The sequence below is a fragment of the Lysobacter yangpyeongensis genome (assembly GCF_042655745.1).
Taxonomy (GTDB): Bacteria; Pseudomonadota; Gammaproteobacteria; order Xanthomonadales; family Xanthomonadaceae; genus Agrilutibacter; species Agrilutibacter yangpyeongensis.
The window spans coordinates 832,999-850,313 of sequence record NZ_JBHSNM010000001.1 but is presented as its reverse complement, the minus strand read 5'-3'; the positions used below and the strand labels follow the sequence as shown (position 1 = coordinate 850,313).

Genomic DNA, 17,315 nt, shown 5'->3' with positions numbered 1-17,315 from the left:
AAGCGGGTGGATCGAGGGGGCTTCGCTCGGATGTTGCTGGTGCTGGCACTGGCGTTGCCGGGCTGCGCGCGCACGCCGCCGGAGCAGCAGTTGCGCGAGGACGTGCACGACCTGGGCAGCGCGATCGAGCGTCATGACGCGGGGGCGGTGGAGGATGCGCTGGCCGCGGATTTCATCGGTCCCGGCGGCATGGACCGCAAGGCGGCACGGCGCCTCGCGCAGGGCATGTTCCTGCGCTATCGCGACATCGGCGTCACGACCGGCCCGCTGGACATCGACCTGCAGGCCGACACGGCGACGGTGCGCTTCAGCGCGGCAATGACCGGCGGGGCGGGCGCCTTGCCGGGCAGCGGGCAGTTGTACGAAGTGGAGACCGCCTGGCGGCGCGAGGACGACGAGTGGCTGCTGGTCAACGCGCACTGGAAGCCGAAGCTCTGATCGACCCGGGTACCTGCGCCGCCGGGCGCCCTCGCGCCACGCGAGGGCGGGCTTCCGCCCCTTCCGAAGGTTATGCCGCCTTCTTCGCCGCCAGCTGCCGCAGCACGTAATGCAGGATGCCGCCATGGCGGGCGAAGCGGCCGCTTACGCGGCATCGCCGCGTGCGCCGCTGAGCGCCCTCGCGCCATGCGCGAGGGCGGGCTTCCGCCCCTTCCGAAGGTTATGCCGCCTTCTTCGCCGCCAGTTGCCGCAGCACGTAATGCAGGATGCCGCCGTGGTGGGCGAAGCGGCGCGCTTACGCGGCATCGCCGCGTGCGCCGCCGAGCGCCCTCGCGCCATGCGCGAGGGCGGGCTTCCGCCCCTTCCGAGGGTTATGCCGCCTTCTTCGCCGCCAGTTGCCGCAGCACGTAATGCAGGATGCCGCCGTGGCGGAAGTACTCCACTTCCTTCGGCGTCAGCAGCAGCACCTTCACCTCGAAGCGGATCTCGCGGCCGTCCGGCTTGCGTGCCGTCACCGTGGCGGTCTTCGAAGCGCCGTCCTGCAGGCCGGTGATGTCGACGATTTCCGATCCGTCCAGTCCCAGCTTCAGCGCGTTCTGGCCTTCGGCGAACGCCAGCGGCAGCACGCCCATGCCGACCAGGTTGGAGCGATGGATGCGCTCGAAGCTCTCGGCGATCACCGCCTTGATGCCCAGCAGCTTGGTGCCCTTGGCCGCCCAGTCGCGTGAGGAACCGGTGCCGTATTCCTTGCCGGCGAAGACGACCAGCGGCACGCCATCGGCCTTGTAGCGCATGGCGGCATCGTAGATCGACATCTTCTCGGTCGCGCCGTGCGCACCGTGGTAGATCGTGTTGCCGCCTTCCTCGCCGCCGAGCATCAGGTTCTTGATGCGGATGTTGGCGAAGGTGCCGCGCACCATCACGTCGTCGTTGCCGCGGCGCGAGCCGTAGCTGTTGAAGTCGGCCGGCTGCACGCCGCGCTCGATCAGGAAGCGTCCGGCCGGCGAATCCTTCTTGATGTTGCCGGCCGGCGAGATGTGGTCGGTGGTGATCGAGTCGCCGAACACGCCCATCACGCGCGCGCCGTGCACGTCGTCGATGGTGCCGACCTGCATGGTCATGCCGTCGAAGTAGGGCGGGTTCTTGATGTAGGTGGACGAGGCATCCCACTCGAACGATTCGCCTTCCGGCGAGGCGATCTGGTTCCAGCGCGTGTCGCCCTTGAACACGTCGGCATAGTTCTGCGCGAACAGCTCCGGCCCGACCGTCGCCGAGATCATGTCGCCGATTTCCTTGTTCGACGGCCAGATGTCGCGCAAGTACACGGTTTTGCCGTCGGGCGTGTGGCCCAGCGGATCGCGGGTGAGGTCGATGTCGACGGTGCCCGCGATCGCGTAGGCGACGACCAGCGGCGGCGAGGCGAGATAGTTCATCTTCACCTCCGGATGCACGCGTCCCTCGAAGTTGCGGTTGCCCGACAGCACCGAGGCGACCACCAGTTCGTTCTCCGCGATGCCCTTGGAGACTTCGTCCGGCAGCGGACCCGAGTTGCCGATGCAGGTCGTGCAGCCGTAGCCGACGACGTAGAAGCCGAGCTTCTCCAGGTCGGCGAGCACGCCGGCCTTGCGCAGGTAGTCGGTGACCACCCGCGAGCCCGGGCCGAGCGAGGTCTTCACCCACGGCTTCGCCTTCAGACCGAGCTTGGCCGCGTTGCGCGCCAGCAGGCCGGCGCCGAGCATCACCGCCGGGTTGGAGGTGTTGGTGCAGGACGTGATCGCCGCGATCACGACCGAGCCGTCGGTCAGGTCGCAGTCCTGCTCATGCACGCGGATCTTCGACTTCGGTTTCGCTGCCAGGTGTTCCGCCTGCGGCTGCTCGCCGCCTTCGCCGGCCAGGCGCTCGAGGTCTTCCTTCGGCTTGGGCTTGCGGTTGGCGATCAGGCCTTCCAGGTTCTTGTGGAAGTTGTCCTTCACGCCTTCCAGCAGCACGCGGTCCTGCGGGCGCTTGGGCCCGGCGAGCGAGGGCTTCACGTCGCCCAGGTCCAGTTCGAGCGTCGCCGAATAGGTGGCGTGCGGCGAGTCGGGTTCGTGCCACAGCCCCTGGGCGCGGGCGTAGGCCTCGACCAGCGCGATCTGCTCGTTGCCGCGGCCCGACAGGCGCAGGTAGTTCAGCGCTTCGGCGTCGATGGGGAAGATGCCGCAGGTCGCGCCGTACTCGGGCGCCATGTTGGCGATGGTGGCGCGATCGGCCAGCGGCAGGTGCTGCAGGCCGTCGCCGTAGAACTCCACGAACTTGCCGACCACGCCGAGCGCGCGAAGCATCTGCGTCACGGTGAGCACGAGGTCGGTCGCGGTCGTGCCTTCGGGCAGCTTGCCGGTGAGGCGGAACCCGACCACCTGCGGAATCAGCATCGAGGAGGGCTGGCCCAGCATCGCCGCTTCGGCCTCGATGCCGCCCACGCCCCAGCCGAGCACGCCGATGCCGTTGATCATCGTGGTGTGCGAGTCGGTGCCGAACACGGTGTCGGGGAAGGCGTGCAGGACGCCGTCGATGTCGCGCTCCATCACCACGCGGGCGAGGTTCTCCAGGTTCACCTGGTGGACGATGCCGGTGTTGGGCGGGACGACCTTGAAGTTGCCGAAGGCCTTCTGCCCCCAGCGCAGGAAGCTGTAGCGCTCCTTGTTGCGTTCGAATTCGATCTTGCCGTTGAGATCGAGCGCGTCGGGACGTCCGAACACGTCGACCTGCACGGAGTGGTCGATGACCAGCTCGGACGGAATCAGGGGATTGATCTGCTTCGGGCTGCCGCCGAGCTTGGTCACCGCATCGCGCATCGCCGCGAGGTCGACCACGCAGGGCACGCCGGTGAAATCCTGCAGCACCACGCGCGCGGGCATGAAGGCGATCTCGGTGTCCGGTTCCTGCTTCGCATCCCATTGCGCGACGGCTTCGATGTGCTCCTTGCCCACCGTCATGCCGCCGTCCTCGTGGCGCAGCAGGTTCTCGAGCAGGATCTTCATCGAGTAGGGGAGCTTCGACAGATCGAAGCGCTTCCCGAGCGCGGGCAGGCTGAAGTAGGTGTAGGACTTGCCGTTGACCGCGAGCTGGGCGCGGGTGGCGAAGGAGTCGAACGACATGGGGGGCTCCTTGTTCGAGTGCGGGCGGGCGCCTGGGGCGCATGAGCTGGCAGGCCTGCCGCAGGTCGAAGCCGGGCGGCATGACGGACCGATTATGAACGCGTCAGCGTCGAAGGCTGCCGATTCGGGTGTTACGGGGATGGGAAGCAGTGGCTTGCGGTCTGCACCCATTCGCGTGTGCAAGCGCGAGTCGGCAGGGCTCATGCGGCATTCCATCCGCGCCATGCCGGCTTTCGGATTCCGCGACCAGCTTATGGATTCCGATTCCGCGGGGCCGGACCCGGAAGGACCCGGAGACCCTCAGGAAAGACCGGAAGCCCCAAGGTAAGGACTCGGAGCTCCTCTCGAAGGACTCGAAGACCCAACGGAAAGAGTCGGAGACTCGACGCAAGGATCCGGAGACCCGACGGAGAGGCTCTGAGGTTCAACGGAAGGATTCGGAGAGCCAAGGGAGGGACTCGCAGGCTCAACGAAAGGATTCGGAGAGCCAAGGGAGGGACTCGCAGGCTCAATGGAGGGATTCGGGGACCCAAGGAAGGGATCCGGAGGCTCAATGGCAGACTGAGCCCCGCTTCAGGGCGCCGCTCCTTGGGTATGACTCCATCGGTATGTATAATTCGTACATACCGACCGGGAGCCGCCCATGGAAGCCACCGTCGCCGAGCGAGGCCAGATCACCCTGCCCAAGGCCGTGCGTGACGCCCTGGGCCTGACCAAGGGCACGCTGCTCAAGGTCGAGCTGGAGGGCAACCGCATCGTCCTGCGCAAGAGCGTGGACGATGCCGTGTCCCGTGCCCGCGGCCGCTTCCGTCTGGACGGCTTCGCGTCCACCGACGAGGCGATGCGTGCGATCGGTCCGTCCGATGAGACCGGGGCCGACGAAGCGTGAGCGGCACCATCGCCATCGATGCCGCCGTATTGATCGACCTGCTCGCCGACGGCCCGCAGGCCGATGCCGCCGAAGCCTGCCTGCGCCAGTCGCTCGGCAACGGCCCGGTGGTGATCAGCGATGTCGCGCTCGCCCAGGTGTGCAGCGCATTGCACGACGGTGCCGAGGCGCTGGCGGTGCTCGAGGAAATGAGCATCCGCTTCAGCCCGATCGAGTCCAAGTCCGCACTGCGCGCCGGCGAGATGCAACGCCGCCATCGCCAGAAGGGCGGGGCACCAGCGCATGCATTGCCCGATTTCCTCGTCGGCGCGCATGCGCTGCTGCAATGCGATGGCCTGATCACCCGCGACGACGCCTTCTACCGACAGTACTTCAAGGGCCTCAAGCTGATCGTTCCCTCCGCTTGATGCCGCACCTTTTCGACACCCGCCACACATGGAGTTCCTGATGCTTGCTGCCTACCGCCAACACGTCGCCGAGCGCGCCGCCCTGGGCATTCCGCCCCTGCCGCTGACCGCGCAGCAGACCGCCGACGTGATCGAGCTGCTCAAGAACCCGCCGGCGGGCGAGGGCGCGGCTTCCGAAAGTGAATTCCTGCTCGACCTGATCACCCACCGCGTGCCGGCTGGCGTCGACGATGCCGCCAAGGTGAAGGCCTCGTACCTCGCCGCGGTCGCCTTCGGCACCGAGAAGAACGCGCTGATCTCGCGCGAACGCGCCACGCAACTGCTGGGCACCATGCTCGGCGGCTACAACATCCATCCGCTGGTGGAGCTGCTCGACGACGCGCAGGTGGGCACCGTCGCCGCCAACGCGCTCAAGCACACGCTGCTGATGTTTGACGCCTTCCACGACGTGCAGGAGAAGGCGCAGGCCGGCAACGCGAATGCGAAGTCGGTGCTGCAGAGCTGGGCCGATGCCGAATGGTTCACCAGCCGTCCGGAAGTGCCGGAGTCGATGACGATCACCGTGTTCAAGGTGACCGGCGAAACCAACACCGATGACCTGTCGCCGGCGCCCGACGCCACCACGCGTCCGGACATCCCGCTGCACGCGCTGGCGATGCTGAAGAACAAGCGCGACGGCATCGAGCCCGAGGAAGACGGCAAGCGCGGCCCGGTCGCCTTCATCGAATCGCTGAAGCAGAAGGGCCACCTGGTCGCCTACGTCGGCGACGTCGTGGGCACGGGCTCCTCGCGCAAGTCCGCGACCAACTCGGTGTTGTGGTTCACCGGCGAAGACATTCCGTTCATCCCGAACAAGCGCTTCGGCGGCGTGTGTCTGGGCTCGAAGATCGCGCCGATCTTCTACAACACGATGGAAGACGCCGGCGCGCTGCCGATCGAACTCGACGTGTCGCAGATGAACATGGGCGACGTGGTCGAGCTGCGTCCTTACGAGGGCAAGGCGCTGAAGGACGGCAAGGTCATCGCCGAATTCGCGCTGAAGTCCGACGTGCTGCTCGACGAAGTGCGTGCCGGTGGCCGCATCCCGCTGATCGTCGGCCGCGGCCTCACCGCCAAGGCGCGCGAAGCGCTCGGCCTGGCGCCGTCGACGCTGTTCCGCCTGCCGCAGAACCCGGCCGACACCGGCAAGGGTTACTCGCTGGCGCAGAAGATGGTCGGCCGCGCCTGCGGCCTGCCGGAAGGTCAGGGCATCCGTCCGGGCACCTACTGCGAACCGAAGATGACCTCGGTGGGTTCTCAGGACACCACCGGTCCGATGACACGCGACGAGCTGAAGGATCTCGCGTGCCTGGGCTTCTCCGCCGATCTGGTCATGCAGTCGTTCTGCCACACCGCGGCGTATCCGAAGCCGGTCGACGTCAAGACGCACCACGAACTGCCGGCCTTCATCAGCAACCGTGGCGGCATCGCGCTGCGCCCGGGCGACGGCGTGATCCACAGCTGGCTCAATCGCATGCTGCTGCCCGACACCGTCGGCACCGGCGGCGACTCGCACACGCGCTTCCCGGTGGGTATTTCGTTCCCGGCGGGCTCGGGCCTGGTCGCGTTCGCCGCGGCCACCGGCGTGATGCCGCTGGACATGCCGGAATCGGTGCTGGTCCGCTTCAAGGGCGAAATGCAGCCGGGCGTCACGCTGCGCGACCTGGTCAATGCGATCCCGCTGGCCGCCATCAGGCAGGGCCTTCTGACCGTCGCCAAGCAGGGCAAGAAGAACATCTTCTCCGGGCGCATCCTCGAGATCGAAGGCCTGCCGCAGCTGAAGGTCGAGCAGGCGTTCGAGCTGTCCGACGCCTCGGCCGAACGCTCGGCCGCCGGTTGCACGGTGAAGCTCGACAAGGAGCCGATCATCGAATACCTCAACAGCAACATCACGCTGCTGAAGTGGATGATCGCGGAAGGTTATGCGGACGCGCGTTCCCTCCAGCGCCGCATCAAGGCGATGGAGAACTGGCTGGCCAACCCGCAGCTGTTGGAAGGCGATGCGGACGCCGAGTACGCCGCGGTCATCGAGATCGACCTCAACGAGATCGTCGAACCGATCGTCGCGTGCCCGAACGATCCGGACGACGTGAAGACGCTGTCCGACGTCGCGGGCGCGAAGATCGACGAAGTGTTCATCGGCTCGTGCATGACCAACATCGGCCACTTCCGCGCCGCCGCGAAGCTGCTGGAAGGCAAGCGCGACATCCCGACCCGCCTGTGGGTCGCGCCGCCGACCAAGATGGATGCCTCGGAGCTGACCAAGGAAGGCCACTACGGCACCTTCGGCACCGCCGGCGCGCGCATGGAAATGCCGGGCTGCTCGCTGTGCATGGGCAACCAGGCGCAGGCGCGCGAGGGCGCGACGGTGTTCTCGACCTCGACCCGCAACTTCCCCAACCGCCTGGGCCGCAACACCAACGTGTACCTGGGTTCGGCGGAACTCGCCGCGATCTGCTCGCGCCTGGGCCGCATCCCGACCCGCGAGGAGTACATGGCGGACATCGGCGTGATCAACGCGAAGGGCGCCGAGATCTACCGCTACATGAACTTCGACCAGATCGAGGAATACCGCGAAGTGGCGGAGAAGGTCGCCGCGGCCTGATTCCGGTTGCGGTTCGAGTTGACGAAAAAGCCCCGGCATTGCCGGGGCTTTTTCTTGATCGACGTTGGCAAACCTGTCGATCGAAACGGGCCTTTGCCTCATCGCGCGCGCGGGCGTGCTCGTCGATCGCAAGCTGCTTGCCCCGCTCTTGCTCGTTATCCCCGCGAAGGCGGTCCAGTGTCTTGCTTCCGTCCGTCATCCGCGCAAAAGCGGGGATCCAGGGACTTTGCCTCGTCCTCCCCGCGGCCTTCCACGGACGGATGTCCAGTCAAGCGGGGATCCAGTGACTTTGCTTTGCTTGCAGTCGCCCGTTGAAGCACACCCGACTCCGGAGCGACGCACTACCCGCCGGGACGGGGGCGGCTCCGCCCTCCTGACGGCATCCATGCCTTTAAGTCGGGTCGCGGACCATCCTGGTCCGCTCTCCGCCACCCCCGTCCCGGCGGGTAGCGCTAACCGCAAGCGTGGCGATCGCTGCTTCGGGCGGTGCTTGAATCTTCTTCTCCCCGCTCGCGTGGAGATGCCCGCAGGGCAGTTTCACCGGGACTTTTTCTTCTCCCCGCTCGCGGGGAGAGGAGAGGGAAGGGACGAGCGGTGACCGGCTGTTACGAATCGCTCCAGTGAGTGTCGGCGCTAGGCCAGCAACTCCTGCACCGCCTCACCCATCGCCCGCTTGCGCAGCAGGAAATCCCACAGGCTGCCGCCCATCTGCCGCCACAGCACCGCTGAACGCACCGCCGACAGAAGCACCGCGCGTACTTCGGCAACCACCGCCGCCTGTCCCAGGTAGTGCGGATTGCCCTGCACGAGCACGCGCGGGCGCAGATGGCTCAGCGTGTCGGCGTAGAGCGCTCCCAGTGCGGTCAGCACGTCCGGATGCGAGCTGCCCAGTCGCTCCGCGGCCGCATCCAGGGCGCGGATGCCGCCCTGGACCCGCATGACCATTTCCTCATCGCTGACGAACCGGCGCTCGAGCTGGATCACCGCCAGCGCGAGCCGCGGCAGTTGCTCGTCGGGCATCGATCCGCCGAAGTAGTCGCGCAACAGCATCAGCCCGGTCCGCAGCGAACGTGCGCCGCCATAGACCGCTTCGGCGCTGTCGGCATCGATGCGGAAGACCGAGTCCAGCGCGGTGGAAAGCACATCGGCATGGGCCTGTCCGGTGTCGGCGATGCGCCGGACCTGCGCCAGGGCCTGCACCAGGCCGGCGAGGGCGAGGACGCGGTCGGACAGGGGAGCGGAGCGGTCGGTCATGCGGCATGTTCCCGGAGGCGTTGTTCCAGCGCGGCGTCGGTGGCGGAGATCACGGCGCCGCCCAGGCAGACGTCGCCGTCGTACAGCACGACGGATTGCCCCGGCGTGACAGCGCGTTGCGGTTCGGCGAATCGCACTTCCAGCGTGCCGTCGGGGCGCACGACGATCTCGCAGGCCTGGTCGGGCTGGCGATAACGCGTCTGCGCCATGCAGGTGAACCGCGCGGCGGGTGGGGCGCCGGCGATCCAGTGCACGGTCTCCGACCACAGCGTGCGCGAGTGCAGGTACGCGCTGTCGGCGCCCTGGTCGACATACAGCACGTTGCGGGCGACGTCCTTGCCCACCACGTACCACGGCGCGGGTTCGAAGCCGCGCACGCCGCCGATGTTCAGGCCCTCGCGTTGGCCCAGCGTGAAGTAGAAGACGCCCGGATGCTCGCCCAGCACGCGTCCGTCCGGCGTGCGCATCTCGCCCGTACGCGCGGGCAGATAGCGCGCCAGGAACTCGCGGAAATCGCGCTCGCCGATGAAGCAGATGCCGGTGGAATCCTTCTTGGCATGCGTCGACAGGCCGGCCTCGCGCGCGATCTCGCGCACTTCGGTCTTGCGCAGGTCGCCCAGCGGGAATTTCGTCGCCGACAGTTGTTCCTGGCCCAGCTGGTGCAGGAAGTAGCTCTGGTCCTTGCTGCGGTCGGCGGCCTTCAGCAGTTTCGCCTCGCCCCCGTCGACCACGACGCGCGCGTAATGGCCGGTGGCGATGAATTCCGCCCCAAGTTCATGCGCCGCGTCGAGGAAATGCTTGAACTTGATTTCGCGGTTGCACAGCACGTCCGGATTGGGCGTGCGGCCGGCGGCGTATTCGGCGAGGAAATGCGCGAAGACGCCGTCCCAGTACTCGCGGGAGAAATCGCGGAAATGGATCGGGATGCCGAGGCGACCGCAGACCGCCACAGCGTCGCGCCGGTCGTCCTCGGCGCGGCAGTCGCCGCTGCCGTCGTCGGCCCAGTTCTGCATGAAGAGCCCGGCGATGGGTTCGCCGGCATCGCGCAGGCGCAGCGCGGCGACGGACGAATCCACGCCGCCCGACATGCCCACGATGGTGCGTGCCGTGCTCATGCCAGGTGCTGCAGGAGTTCCAGGGGCTGGCGACGGCCGGCGAGGAAATCGGACGCCGCGCGCCAGACCAGCGGACTGCGATGGCGGTGCGCCTGCGCCTGCAGTTCGGCCGGCGACAGCCACAGCGCGCGGACGATGCCTTCGTCGAGCGGGCGCTCGGGGCGATGCACCAGCGGTTCGGCGGCGAAGGCGAAGCGAAGGTAGTGACGCCCGTCGCTCTCGCCGGGGCGGGCAGGGGCCTTCCACTGGTAGGCGCCGACGAAAGCGGTCAGCCGCACTTCCCAGCCGGTTTCTTCCAGGGTCTCGCGCAGGGCGGCTTCGACGAGGCTTTCATCCGGCTCCAGATGGCCGGCGGGCTGGTTGAGGACGAGCTGGCCGCCGACGGCTTCCTCCACCATCAGGAAGCGGCCGTCATCGACCACCACCGTGGCGACGGTCACATCGGGTTGCCAGAAGCGGCCTTGGCGGTAGCTCATTCGGATGTACTCGTTGCAGACGGGGCGTGCGCCAGTGGACGCTCAGAAATCGTCCTTGCCGGGCGTCAGTTCCTGTTCGATCTCGTCGGCGGAACGCAGGGCGGCGTCGACGGCATCGTCGAGCTCCTCGGCGCTGGCGTCGGCGGCGACCTTGACGACGAACACCGCATAGCGGCCCTGCTTGGCCCAGGCCCCCAGCTTGCTCTGCTGCGTGGCCTCCAGCAGGCGGTTGGCGACGTCGGCCGGGAATTCATCGGTCGTCGACACGTAGCCCGGCGACCAGATCTCGCGGACCTTGTGCGAGCCGTAGGTTTCCACCGGCGAGCGCACGTATACCAGCTGGCTGCGGGCGTCCTTGTCGTCGCCCAGGCCGAACGTCAGGCGGTAGTCGCCTTCCTCGTCGATCTCGTACTTGTATTCGAGCTTGTCCAGCAGTTGCCTGACGGCCGGATCGCCGTCCTTCCTGGCCGGGGTGGCCGGCTCGGCCGCGTTGACGAGGACAGGAGCAAGGCACAGCAGCATGGCGATTGCGAAGGTGCGCATCGGGCTCTCGGTGGGATGGTGTGGCGCCATTGTGCGGGCGGCCGTGTCGGGGCGTCCATCGAGCCGCGCTCTGGCGTCATTTCCTATAATTCGTCCATGACCAAGAGGACCGACCAGGAACACAGCCATGGCGTCATGGTGGAAACCGGCAAGCCGGAAGTCGCCCGCCCGCCGCTGTATTCCGTGCTGCTGCTGAACGACGACTACACCCCGATGGACTTCGTGGTGGAGGTGTTGATGCGCTTTTTTTCGTTCAATGCGGAAAAGGCCACCCAGATCATGTTGCACGTCCATACCCGCGGTCGCGGCGTATGCGGCGTCTTCACCCGCGAAGTCGCCGAATCCAAGGTGGCGCAGGTGAACGAATATTCAAGACTCAACCAGCACCCCTTGCTCTGCACGATGGAAAAGGCCTAAAAGCGACGGAAAGGCCGTTGTGTCGGTTGTACCGATTGAGTTGAAGCGTGCCACGCAGCGTTCCGAATGCCTGATGGGGCTGGCATGGAAATGGCCGGTTGCTGTCCCCAGATAGGGTTGCAGCAAGATTTTCGGCAAAGTTTTCCGGAGGCTATCGCCCCATGTTCAGCAAGGATCTCGAATACAGCATCGGCCAGTGCTACAAGCGCGCCCGCGAGGCGCGCCACGAGTTCATGACGGTCGAGCACCTGCTGCTGGCACTGCTCGACAACCCGTCGGCCGAAGCCGTGCTGAAGGCCTGCCACGCGGATTTCGCGCGGCTGCGCACCGACCTCGAACAGGCCATCTCCACTTCGGTGGCCAAGCTGGCCGACGATGACGGCCGCGACACCCAGCCCACACTCGGCTTCCAGCGCGTGCTGCAGCGTGCGGTCTACCACGTGCAGTCCTCGGGCAAGAAGGAAGTCACCGGTGCCAACGTGCTGGTGGCGATTTTTGGCGAGAAGGATTCCCACGCGGTCTATTTCCTGAACCAGCAGGACATCGCGCGCCTGGACGTCGTCAACTATCTCTCGCATGGCATTGCCAAGCACGGCGGCGAGGAATCGTCGCAGCATCAGGACGATGGCGAATCGCGCCAGGGCGAGGGCGGCGAGGGCGACGTCAAGGGCGATGCGCTGGCCGAGTTCGCGGTGAATCTCAACCAGCTCGCCCGCGAAGGCCGGATTGACCCGCTGGTGGGACGCGTGAACGAAGTCGAGCGCACCATCCAGGTCCTGTGCCGCCGCCGCAAGAACAATCCGCTCTACGTCGGTGAAGCCGGCGTGGGCAAGACCGCGATTGCGGAAGGCCTGGCCAAGCGCATCGTCGACGGCGACGTGCCGGAAGTGCTGGCCGACGCGACGATCTACTCGCTCGACCTGGGCGCGCTCGTCGCCGGCACCAAGTACCGCGGCGATTTCGAGAAGCGGCTCAAGGCGGTGCTGGCGCAGCTGAAGAAGCTGCCGGACACCATCCTCTTCATCGACGAGATCCACACGATCATCGGCGCGGGTTCCGCCTCGGGCGGCACCATGGATGCGTCCAACCTGATCAAGCCCGCGCTGGCATCGGGCGAGCTGCGCTGCATCGGCTCGACCACGTTCCAGGAATACCGCGGCATCTTCGAGAAGGACCGCGCGCTGGCCCGCCGCTTCCAGAAGATCGACATCGTCGAGCCGACGGTGGGCGAGACCGTGGAAATCCTCCAGGGCCTCAAGCCCAAGTACGAACAGCACCACGGCGTGACCTACGCCGACGAGGCGCTGCAGGCGGCGGTCGACCTGTCGGTCAAGCACCTGGGCGACCGCCTGCTGCCGGACAAGGCGATCGACGTGATCGACGAGGCCGGCGCGCGCCAGCGCCTGCTGCCGGACGACCAGCGCAAGACCCTGATCGACACCGAGGAAATCGAGACCATCGTCGCCAAGATGGCGCGCATCCCGACCAAGCAGGTCAGTGCGTCGGACAAGGACGTGCTGAAGAACCTCGAGCGCAACCTGAAGATGGTGATCTTCGGCCAGGATCCGGCGATCGAGACGCTGACCTCGGCGATCAAGCTCGCGCGCTCGGGCCTGGGCAATCCGGACAAGCCGATCGGCAATTTCCTGTTCGCCGGTCCGACCGGCGTGGGCAAGACCGAGGTCACCAAGCAGCTCGCGCTGCAGCTGGGCATCGAGCTGGTCCGCTTCGACATGTCCGAGTACATGGAGCCGCACTCGGTGAGCCGCCTGATCGGCGCGCCCCCGGGCTACGTCGGTTTCGACCAGGGCGGCCTGCTGACCGAGAAGATCGTCAAGACGCCGCACTGCGTGCTGCTGCTCGACGAGGTGGAGAAGGCGCATCCGGACATCTTCAACATCCTGTTGCAGGTCATGGACCGCGGCATCCTCACCGACACCAACGGTCGCGAAGCCAACTTCAAGAACGTGGTGCTGGTGATGACCACCAATGCCGGCGCGGCGCAGGCCTCGCGGCGTTCGATCGGCTTCACCAAGCAGGACCACTCGACCGACGCGATGGAAGTGATCCGCCGCGCCTTCAGCCCGGAGTTCCGCAACCGCCTGGACGCGGTGGTGCAGTTCCAGGCGCTGGGCTTCGAGCACATCCTGCGCGTGGTGGACAAGTTCCTGATCGAGCTGGAGACCCAGCTGCACGAGAAGAACGTGACGCTGTCGGCCACGCCGAGCGCGCGCGACTGGCTCGCCCAGCACGGCTTCGATCCGCTGATGGGCGCCCGCCCGATGGCGCGCGTGATCCAGGACAAGATCAAGCGGCCGCTGGCGGACGAACTGCTGTTCGGCAAGCTGGTCGGCGGCGGTCGGGTCACCGTCGACGTCCGCGACGACGAACTGGTGGTCGAAGCGCAGCCCGAGCCGGAGAAGCTGCTGCCCGTCACCGTGTAATCGCCGCGACGCGGGCGAAAAAAAGAGAAGGCGGCCAATGGCCGCCTTCTTCTTGTTCGTGACGGTTTCGCGGTGAAGCGGAGAGTCCGACCTCGGACCGACGACGGGCACCGTGGCGCACAGTTCCAGTGCAGAAACGCCGAAGGCGGCCGTCGGCCGCCTTCGTTCATCCGGATCTCGCGTTACTTCATGCGATAGGTGATGCGACCCTTGGTCAGGTCGTACGGGGTCATTTCGACCTTCACCTTGTCGCCGGTCAGGATGCGGATGTAGTTCTTGCGCATGCGGCCGGAGATGTGGGCGATGATCTCGTGGCCGTTCTCGAGGCGCACGCGGAACATGGTGTTCGGAAGGGTTTCCGCCACCGTGCCCTCGAATTCGATCACATCGTCTTTTGCCATGAAGTTTCCGGTTGTCGCTGTTGGAATGGGCGCCGACGCGCTCGCGAAGCCGCGCATTCTGCCACAAATGCGGGGGCGATGGCGCGACGCCCCCGGTTCATCCGCCCCTTGGTCAGCTGCGGGCCGGGGCGAGCTCGGCCGCGCGCAACGCGCCGAAGCGTCCGCTCCAGCTGCCTGCCGCGTCCGGCTCGGCCGTCAGACGGCTCACCGCCTCCAGGAAACGGGACCGCGGCCACGATTCCGCACCCAGCGACAGCAGGTGGTCGTTCTCGACCTGGGCGTCCAGCAGCGGCCATCCCCATTCGCGCACGCGGTGGGCAAGGGCGGACAGCGCGACCTTCGAGCCGCCCGAGCGCGCGCTGAACATGCTCTCGCCGAAGAACATCCTTCCGATCGAAACGCCGTAGAGCCCGCCTACCAGCCGGCCCGCGTCGAAGACCTCGATGGAATGCGCGTATCCCAGGCGATGCAGTTCCCGATAGGCCTCGATCATCGCCCCGGTGATCCAGGTACCGTGCTGCCCGGCGCGCGGTGTCGTGGCGCAGGCGGCGATCACCTCGTCGAAGGCGGTGTCCGCGCGCACGACCCAGTCGCAACGCCGCAGCCACCGCCGGAAGCGCGATGACAGGCGCACGCCATCGCTGCGGAATACGGTGCGCGGATCCGGACACCACCACAGGATCGGCTGATCGTCCGAGTACCAGGGAAAGATGCCCGCCCGATAGGCATTGAGCAGCCGTTGCGGGGCCAGGTCGCCGCCCATGGCGAGCAGGCCGTCGGGATGACGCAGGGCCGATTGCCCGGGCGGAAACGGGGCGTCCGGGTCCGGCGAAAGCGAGGGCAATCGGATCGACATCGCGTCGATCATGGCCCAGTCCGGCGCCTTCGCGCGAGACCCGATCAGGCGTGGCGGAAAGGCGAGTGCGCGGCCAGGGTCGCGGCATAGCGCTGCACGGACGCCGTTTCCTCCCGGGCCCACAGCCGCAGTGCGTCGCGGAAGACCGGATGGGCGATCCAGTGCCGGCTGTGCACGAAGGTCGGCAGGAACCCGCGCGCGAGCTTGTGTTCGCCCTGGGCGCCCGGTTCGAAATGCGTGAGGCCTTCGCGCAGGCAGTATTCGATGCCCTGGTAGTAGCAGAGTTCGAAGTGGAGCCCGGGCACGTGTTCCCCCGCGCCCCAGTAGCGGCCGTACAAAGTGTCGCGACCGCGCAGGCAGAGCGCGCCGGCGATGGGCCTGTCGTCGCGCTCGGCGAACATCAGCACCAGCGCGCGCGGCATCGTGGCGGCGAGATGGCGCAGGAACGGCAGCGTCAGCGCCGGATGGTTGCCGTATTCGGCGAAGGTCCGCCGGTAGAAGGCATGCATCGCCGCGAGGTCGGCATCGCTCGCCTCGTCGCCATGCACGAGCCGGCAGCGCACGCCCTCGCGCGCGACCCGGGCGCGCTCCTGGCGGATGTTCTTGCGATGCTTGTGGTCGAACGCCGCGAGGAAGGCGTCGAAGTCGCGCCAGTCCCCGGCGTTGCGCCAGTGGTACTGCACGTCGGTCCGCGCGATCCAGTCCGGCCCGAACGTGGCTTCCGGCTCGGAATGGAAATTGATGTGAGCCGAGGAAAAGTGCCGTTCCTCGCAAAGCGCCTTCATCGCCTGCAGCAAGGCCGCGCGGCGCGAGTCGTCCATCGCGAGCAGGCGCGGCCCGGTGACGGGCGAGTAGGGAACCGCGCACAGCCACTTCGGGAAGTACTCCAGGCCGTGGTGCGCGTAGGCATGCGCCCAGGCATGGTCGAACACGAATTCGCCGTGGGAATTGCTCTTGATGTAGCCCGGCGCCGCGGCGACCAGGCGGTCCGCATCCCACAGCGTGAGGTGGTGAGGTGTCCAGCCCCATTCTTCGCGCAGGCAGCCGTGGGCTTCCAGACCCGACAGGAACGCGTGCGTCACGAACGGGTTGGAGCCGTCATGCAGCGCGTCCCACTGCGCTGCAGGAACGTCCGGCAGGGAGCCGACGATGCGCGGAGTCGCCATGCGGGCAGGGTATCAATGGTGCGGGCGAGGGCGCTTGCACGCTTCGCCCGCTGCAGCGGCCATGGCGGCGCTTCCGCCAGCCACCAGACGGAAGGGCGCCGATTCCCGCGGGAATCGGCTGAACGGGCCTACTCGCTCTTGTCGAGGAACTTCTCTGCGTCGAGTGCCGCCATGCACCCGAAACCCGCGGACGTGATCGCCTGGCGATAGACCTGGTCGGCCACGTCGCCCGCGGCGAAGACGCCGGGGATGTTGGTCGCGGTGGCTTCGCCGGCCAGGCCGGTACGGATCGTGATGTAGCCGTTCTTCATGTCCAGCTGGCCCTCGAACAACGTGGTGTTCGGCGTGTGGCCGATGGCGACGAACAGGCCGTGGATCGGCAGTTCGCGCGTCGAGCCGTCCTGGACGGATTTCACCCGCACGCCGGTGACTCCGGCATCGTTGCCCAGCACTTCGTCGACGACGTGGTGCCAGACCGGTTCGATCTTGCCGGCCTGGATCTTCGCCTGCAGCTTGTCCTGCATGATCTTCTCCGCGCGCAGGGTGTCGCGGCGGTGCACCAGGTAGACCTTGCGGGCGATGTTGGACAGGTACAGCGCTTCCTCGACTGCGGTATTGCCGCCGCCGATCACGGCGACATCCTGATCCTTGTAGAAGAAGCCGTCGCAGGTGGCGCAGGCGGACACGCCGCGGCCCTTGAATTCTTCCTCCGACGCCAGCCCCAGGTACTTGGCGGTGGCACCGGTGGCGATGATGAGGGCATCGCAGGTGTACTCGCCGTTGTCGCCCTTGAGCTTGAACGGGCGACGCGAGAGGTCGGCGGTGTGGATGTGGTCGAAGACGACTTCGGTATCGAAGCGCTCGGCATGGGCCTGCATGCGCGCCATCAGGTCCGGCCCCATCAGGCCGTGCGCGTCGCCCGGCCAGTTGTCGACTTCAGTCGTCGTCATCAGCTGGCCGCCCATCTGCAGGCCGGTGATCACCACCGGCCTGAGGTTGGCGCGCGCGGCGTAGACGGCGGCGGTCCAGCCGGCGGGACCGGAGCCGAGGATGATCAGGCGGGAGTGTTTCGATGGGGTCATGGGCATTGAGCGGTTGGGCGCGCGGGCAGGGCGCCGGGCGGCAAGG

General features: G+C 67.1%; 15 protein-coding genes. 6 read left to right on the top strand and 9 right to left on the bottom strand.

Annotated features, from left to right (window positions below):
* Positions 1–30 precede the first annotated feature (30 nt).
* Entirely contained in the window at positions 31–438 is a 408-nt protein-coding gene (locus tag ACFPN1_RS03505) for a Cif family virulence factor (RefSeq protein WP_386753031.1), read from the top strand.
* Between the two features lie 371 nt (positions 439–809).
* Here ACFPN1_RS03505 and acnA read toward each other — a convergent pair whose 3' ends face one another.
* The gene (gene acnA / locus ACFPN1_RS03500) at positions 810–3,575 is read right to left on the bottom strand and encodes an aconitate hydratase AcnA (protein WP_386753029.1); all 2,766 of its coding nucleotides are present in this window, start codon (positions 3,573–3,575) and stop codon (positions 810–812) included.
* A 643-nt stretch (positions 3,576–4,218) separates the two neighbouring features.
* Here acnA and ACFPN1_RS03495 point away from each other — a divergent pair.
* Genes ACFPN1_RS03495 through acnB form a run of 3 tightly spaced genes read left to right on the top strand, consistent with a single transcriptional unit; the run spans position 4,219 to position 7,515 of the window.
* A complete protein-coding gene (locus ACFPN1_RS03495; RefSeq protein WP_386753027.1) occupies positions 4,219–4,464 on the top strand; it encodes an AbrB/MazE/SpoVT family DNA-binding domain-containing protein in 246 nt (81 codons plus the stop codon).
* Positions 4,461–4,871 carry a type II toxin-antitoxin system VapC family toxin gene (locus ACFPN1_RS03490; protein ID WP_386753025.1) on the top strand — a complete coding sequence of 137 codons (411 nt, stop codon included), beginning with the start codon at positions 4,461–4,463 and terminating at the stop codon, positions 4,869–4,871. The genes ACFPN1_RS03495 and ACFPN1_RS03490 overlap by 4 nt, the downstream gene beginning before the upstream one ends.
* A 40-nt stretch (positions 4,872–4,911) precedes the next feature.
* A complete protein-coding gene (gene acnB / locus ACFPN1_RS03485; protein WP_386753023.1) occupies positions 4,912–7,515 on the top strand; it encodes a bifunctional aconitate hydratase 2/2-methylisocitrate dehydratase in 2,604 nt (867 codons plus the stop codon).
* A gap of 633 nt (positions 7,516–8,148) precedes the next feature.
* On the opposite strand, the gene hflD is transcribed toward acnB, so the two are convergent.
* Genes hflD through ACFPN1_RS03465 form a run of 4 tightly spaced genes read right to left on the bottom strand, consistent with a single transcriptional unit; the run spans position 8,149 to position 10,903 of the window.
* The gene (hflD, locus tag ACFPN1_RS03480) at positions 8,149–8,769 is read right to left on the bottom strand and encodes a high frequency lysogenization protein HflD (protein WP_386753021.1); all 621 of its coding nucleotides are present in this window, start codon (positions 8,767–8,769) and stop codon (positions 8,149–8,151) included.
* On the bottom strand, positions 8,766–9,884 hold the full coding sequence (gene mnmA, locus ACFPN1_RS03475) for a tRNA 2-thiouridine(34) synthase MnmA (protein WP_386753020.1): 1,119 nt from the start codon (positions 9,882–9,884) through the stop codon (positions 8,766–8,768). Before mnmA ends, hflD begins: the two co-directional genes overlap by 4 nt.
* Positions 9,881–10,360 carry an NUDIX hydrolase gene (locus ACFPN1_RS03470; RefSeq protein ID WP_386753019.1) on the bottom strand — a complete coding sequence of 160 codons (480 nt, stop codon included), beginning with the start codon at positions 10,358–10,360 and terminating at the stop codon, positions 9,881–9,883. Before ACFPN1_RS03470 ends, mnmA begins: the two co-directional genes overlap by 4 nt.
* Positions 10,361–10,402: 42 nt before the next feature.
* A complete protein-coding gene (locus ACFPN1_RS03465) occupies positions 10,403–10,903 on the bottom strand; it encodes a type III secretion system chaperone family protein (protein ID WP_386753017.1) in 501 nt (166 codons plus the stop codon).
* A 96-nt stretch (positions 10,904–10,999) separates the two neighbouring features.
* Here ACFPN1_RS03465 and clpS point away from each other — a divergent pair, with 96 nt between their 5' ends.
* On the top strand, positions 11,000–11,320 hold the full coding sequence (gene clpS / locus ACFPN1_RS03460; RefSeq protein ID WP_056131263.1) for an ATP-dependent Clp protease adapter ClpS: 321 nt from the start codon (positions 11,000–11,002) through the stop codon (positions 11,318–11,320).
* Between the two features lie 161 nt (positions 11,321–11,481).
* Positions 11,482–13,764: an ATP-dependent Clp protease ATP-binding subunit ClpA gene (gene clpA / locus ACFPN1_RS03455; RefSeq protein WP_386753014.1), complete on the top strand. Its 2,283-nt coding sequence runs from the start codon at positions 11,482–11,484 to the stop codon at positions 13,762–13,764.
* Between the two features lie 182 nt (positions 13,765–13,946).
* On the opposite strand, the gene infA is transcribed toward clpA, so the two are convergent.
* The 4 genes from infA to trxB form a co-directional block, all read right to left on the bottom strand.
* Positions 13,947–14,165, bottom strand: coding sequence for a translation initiation factor IF-1 (gene infA / locus ACFPN1_RS03450; protein WP_031372296.1), 219 nt, complete (start codon positions 14,163–14,165; stop codon positions 13,947–13,949).
* Positions 14,166–14,277: 112 nt separating this feature from the next.
* Complete coding sequence (gene aat, locus ACFPN1_RS03445) at positions 14,278–15,021, bottom strand: leucyl/phenylalanyl-tRNA--protein transferase (RefSeq protein WP_386754019.1); 744 nt, start codon at positions 15,019–15,021, stop codon at positions 14,278–14,280.
* Between the two features lie 44 nt (positions 15,022–15,065).
* Positions 15,066–16,187, bottom strand: coding sequence for a GNAT family N-acetyltransferase (locus ACFPN1_RS03440; RefSeq protein ID WP_386753012.1), 1,122 nt, complete (start codon positions 16,185–16,187; stop codon positions 15,066–15,068).
* Between the two features lie 128 nt (positions 16,188–16,315).
* Positions 16,316–17,269: a thioredoxin-disulfide reductase gene (gene trxB, locus ACFPN1_RS03435; protein WP_386753010.1), complete on the bottom strand. Its 954-nt coding sequence runs from the start codon at positions 17,267–17,269 to the stop codon at positions 16,316–16,318.
* Between the last annotated feature and the right edge of the window lie 46 nt (positions 17,270–17,315).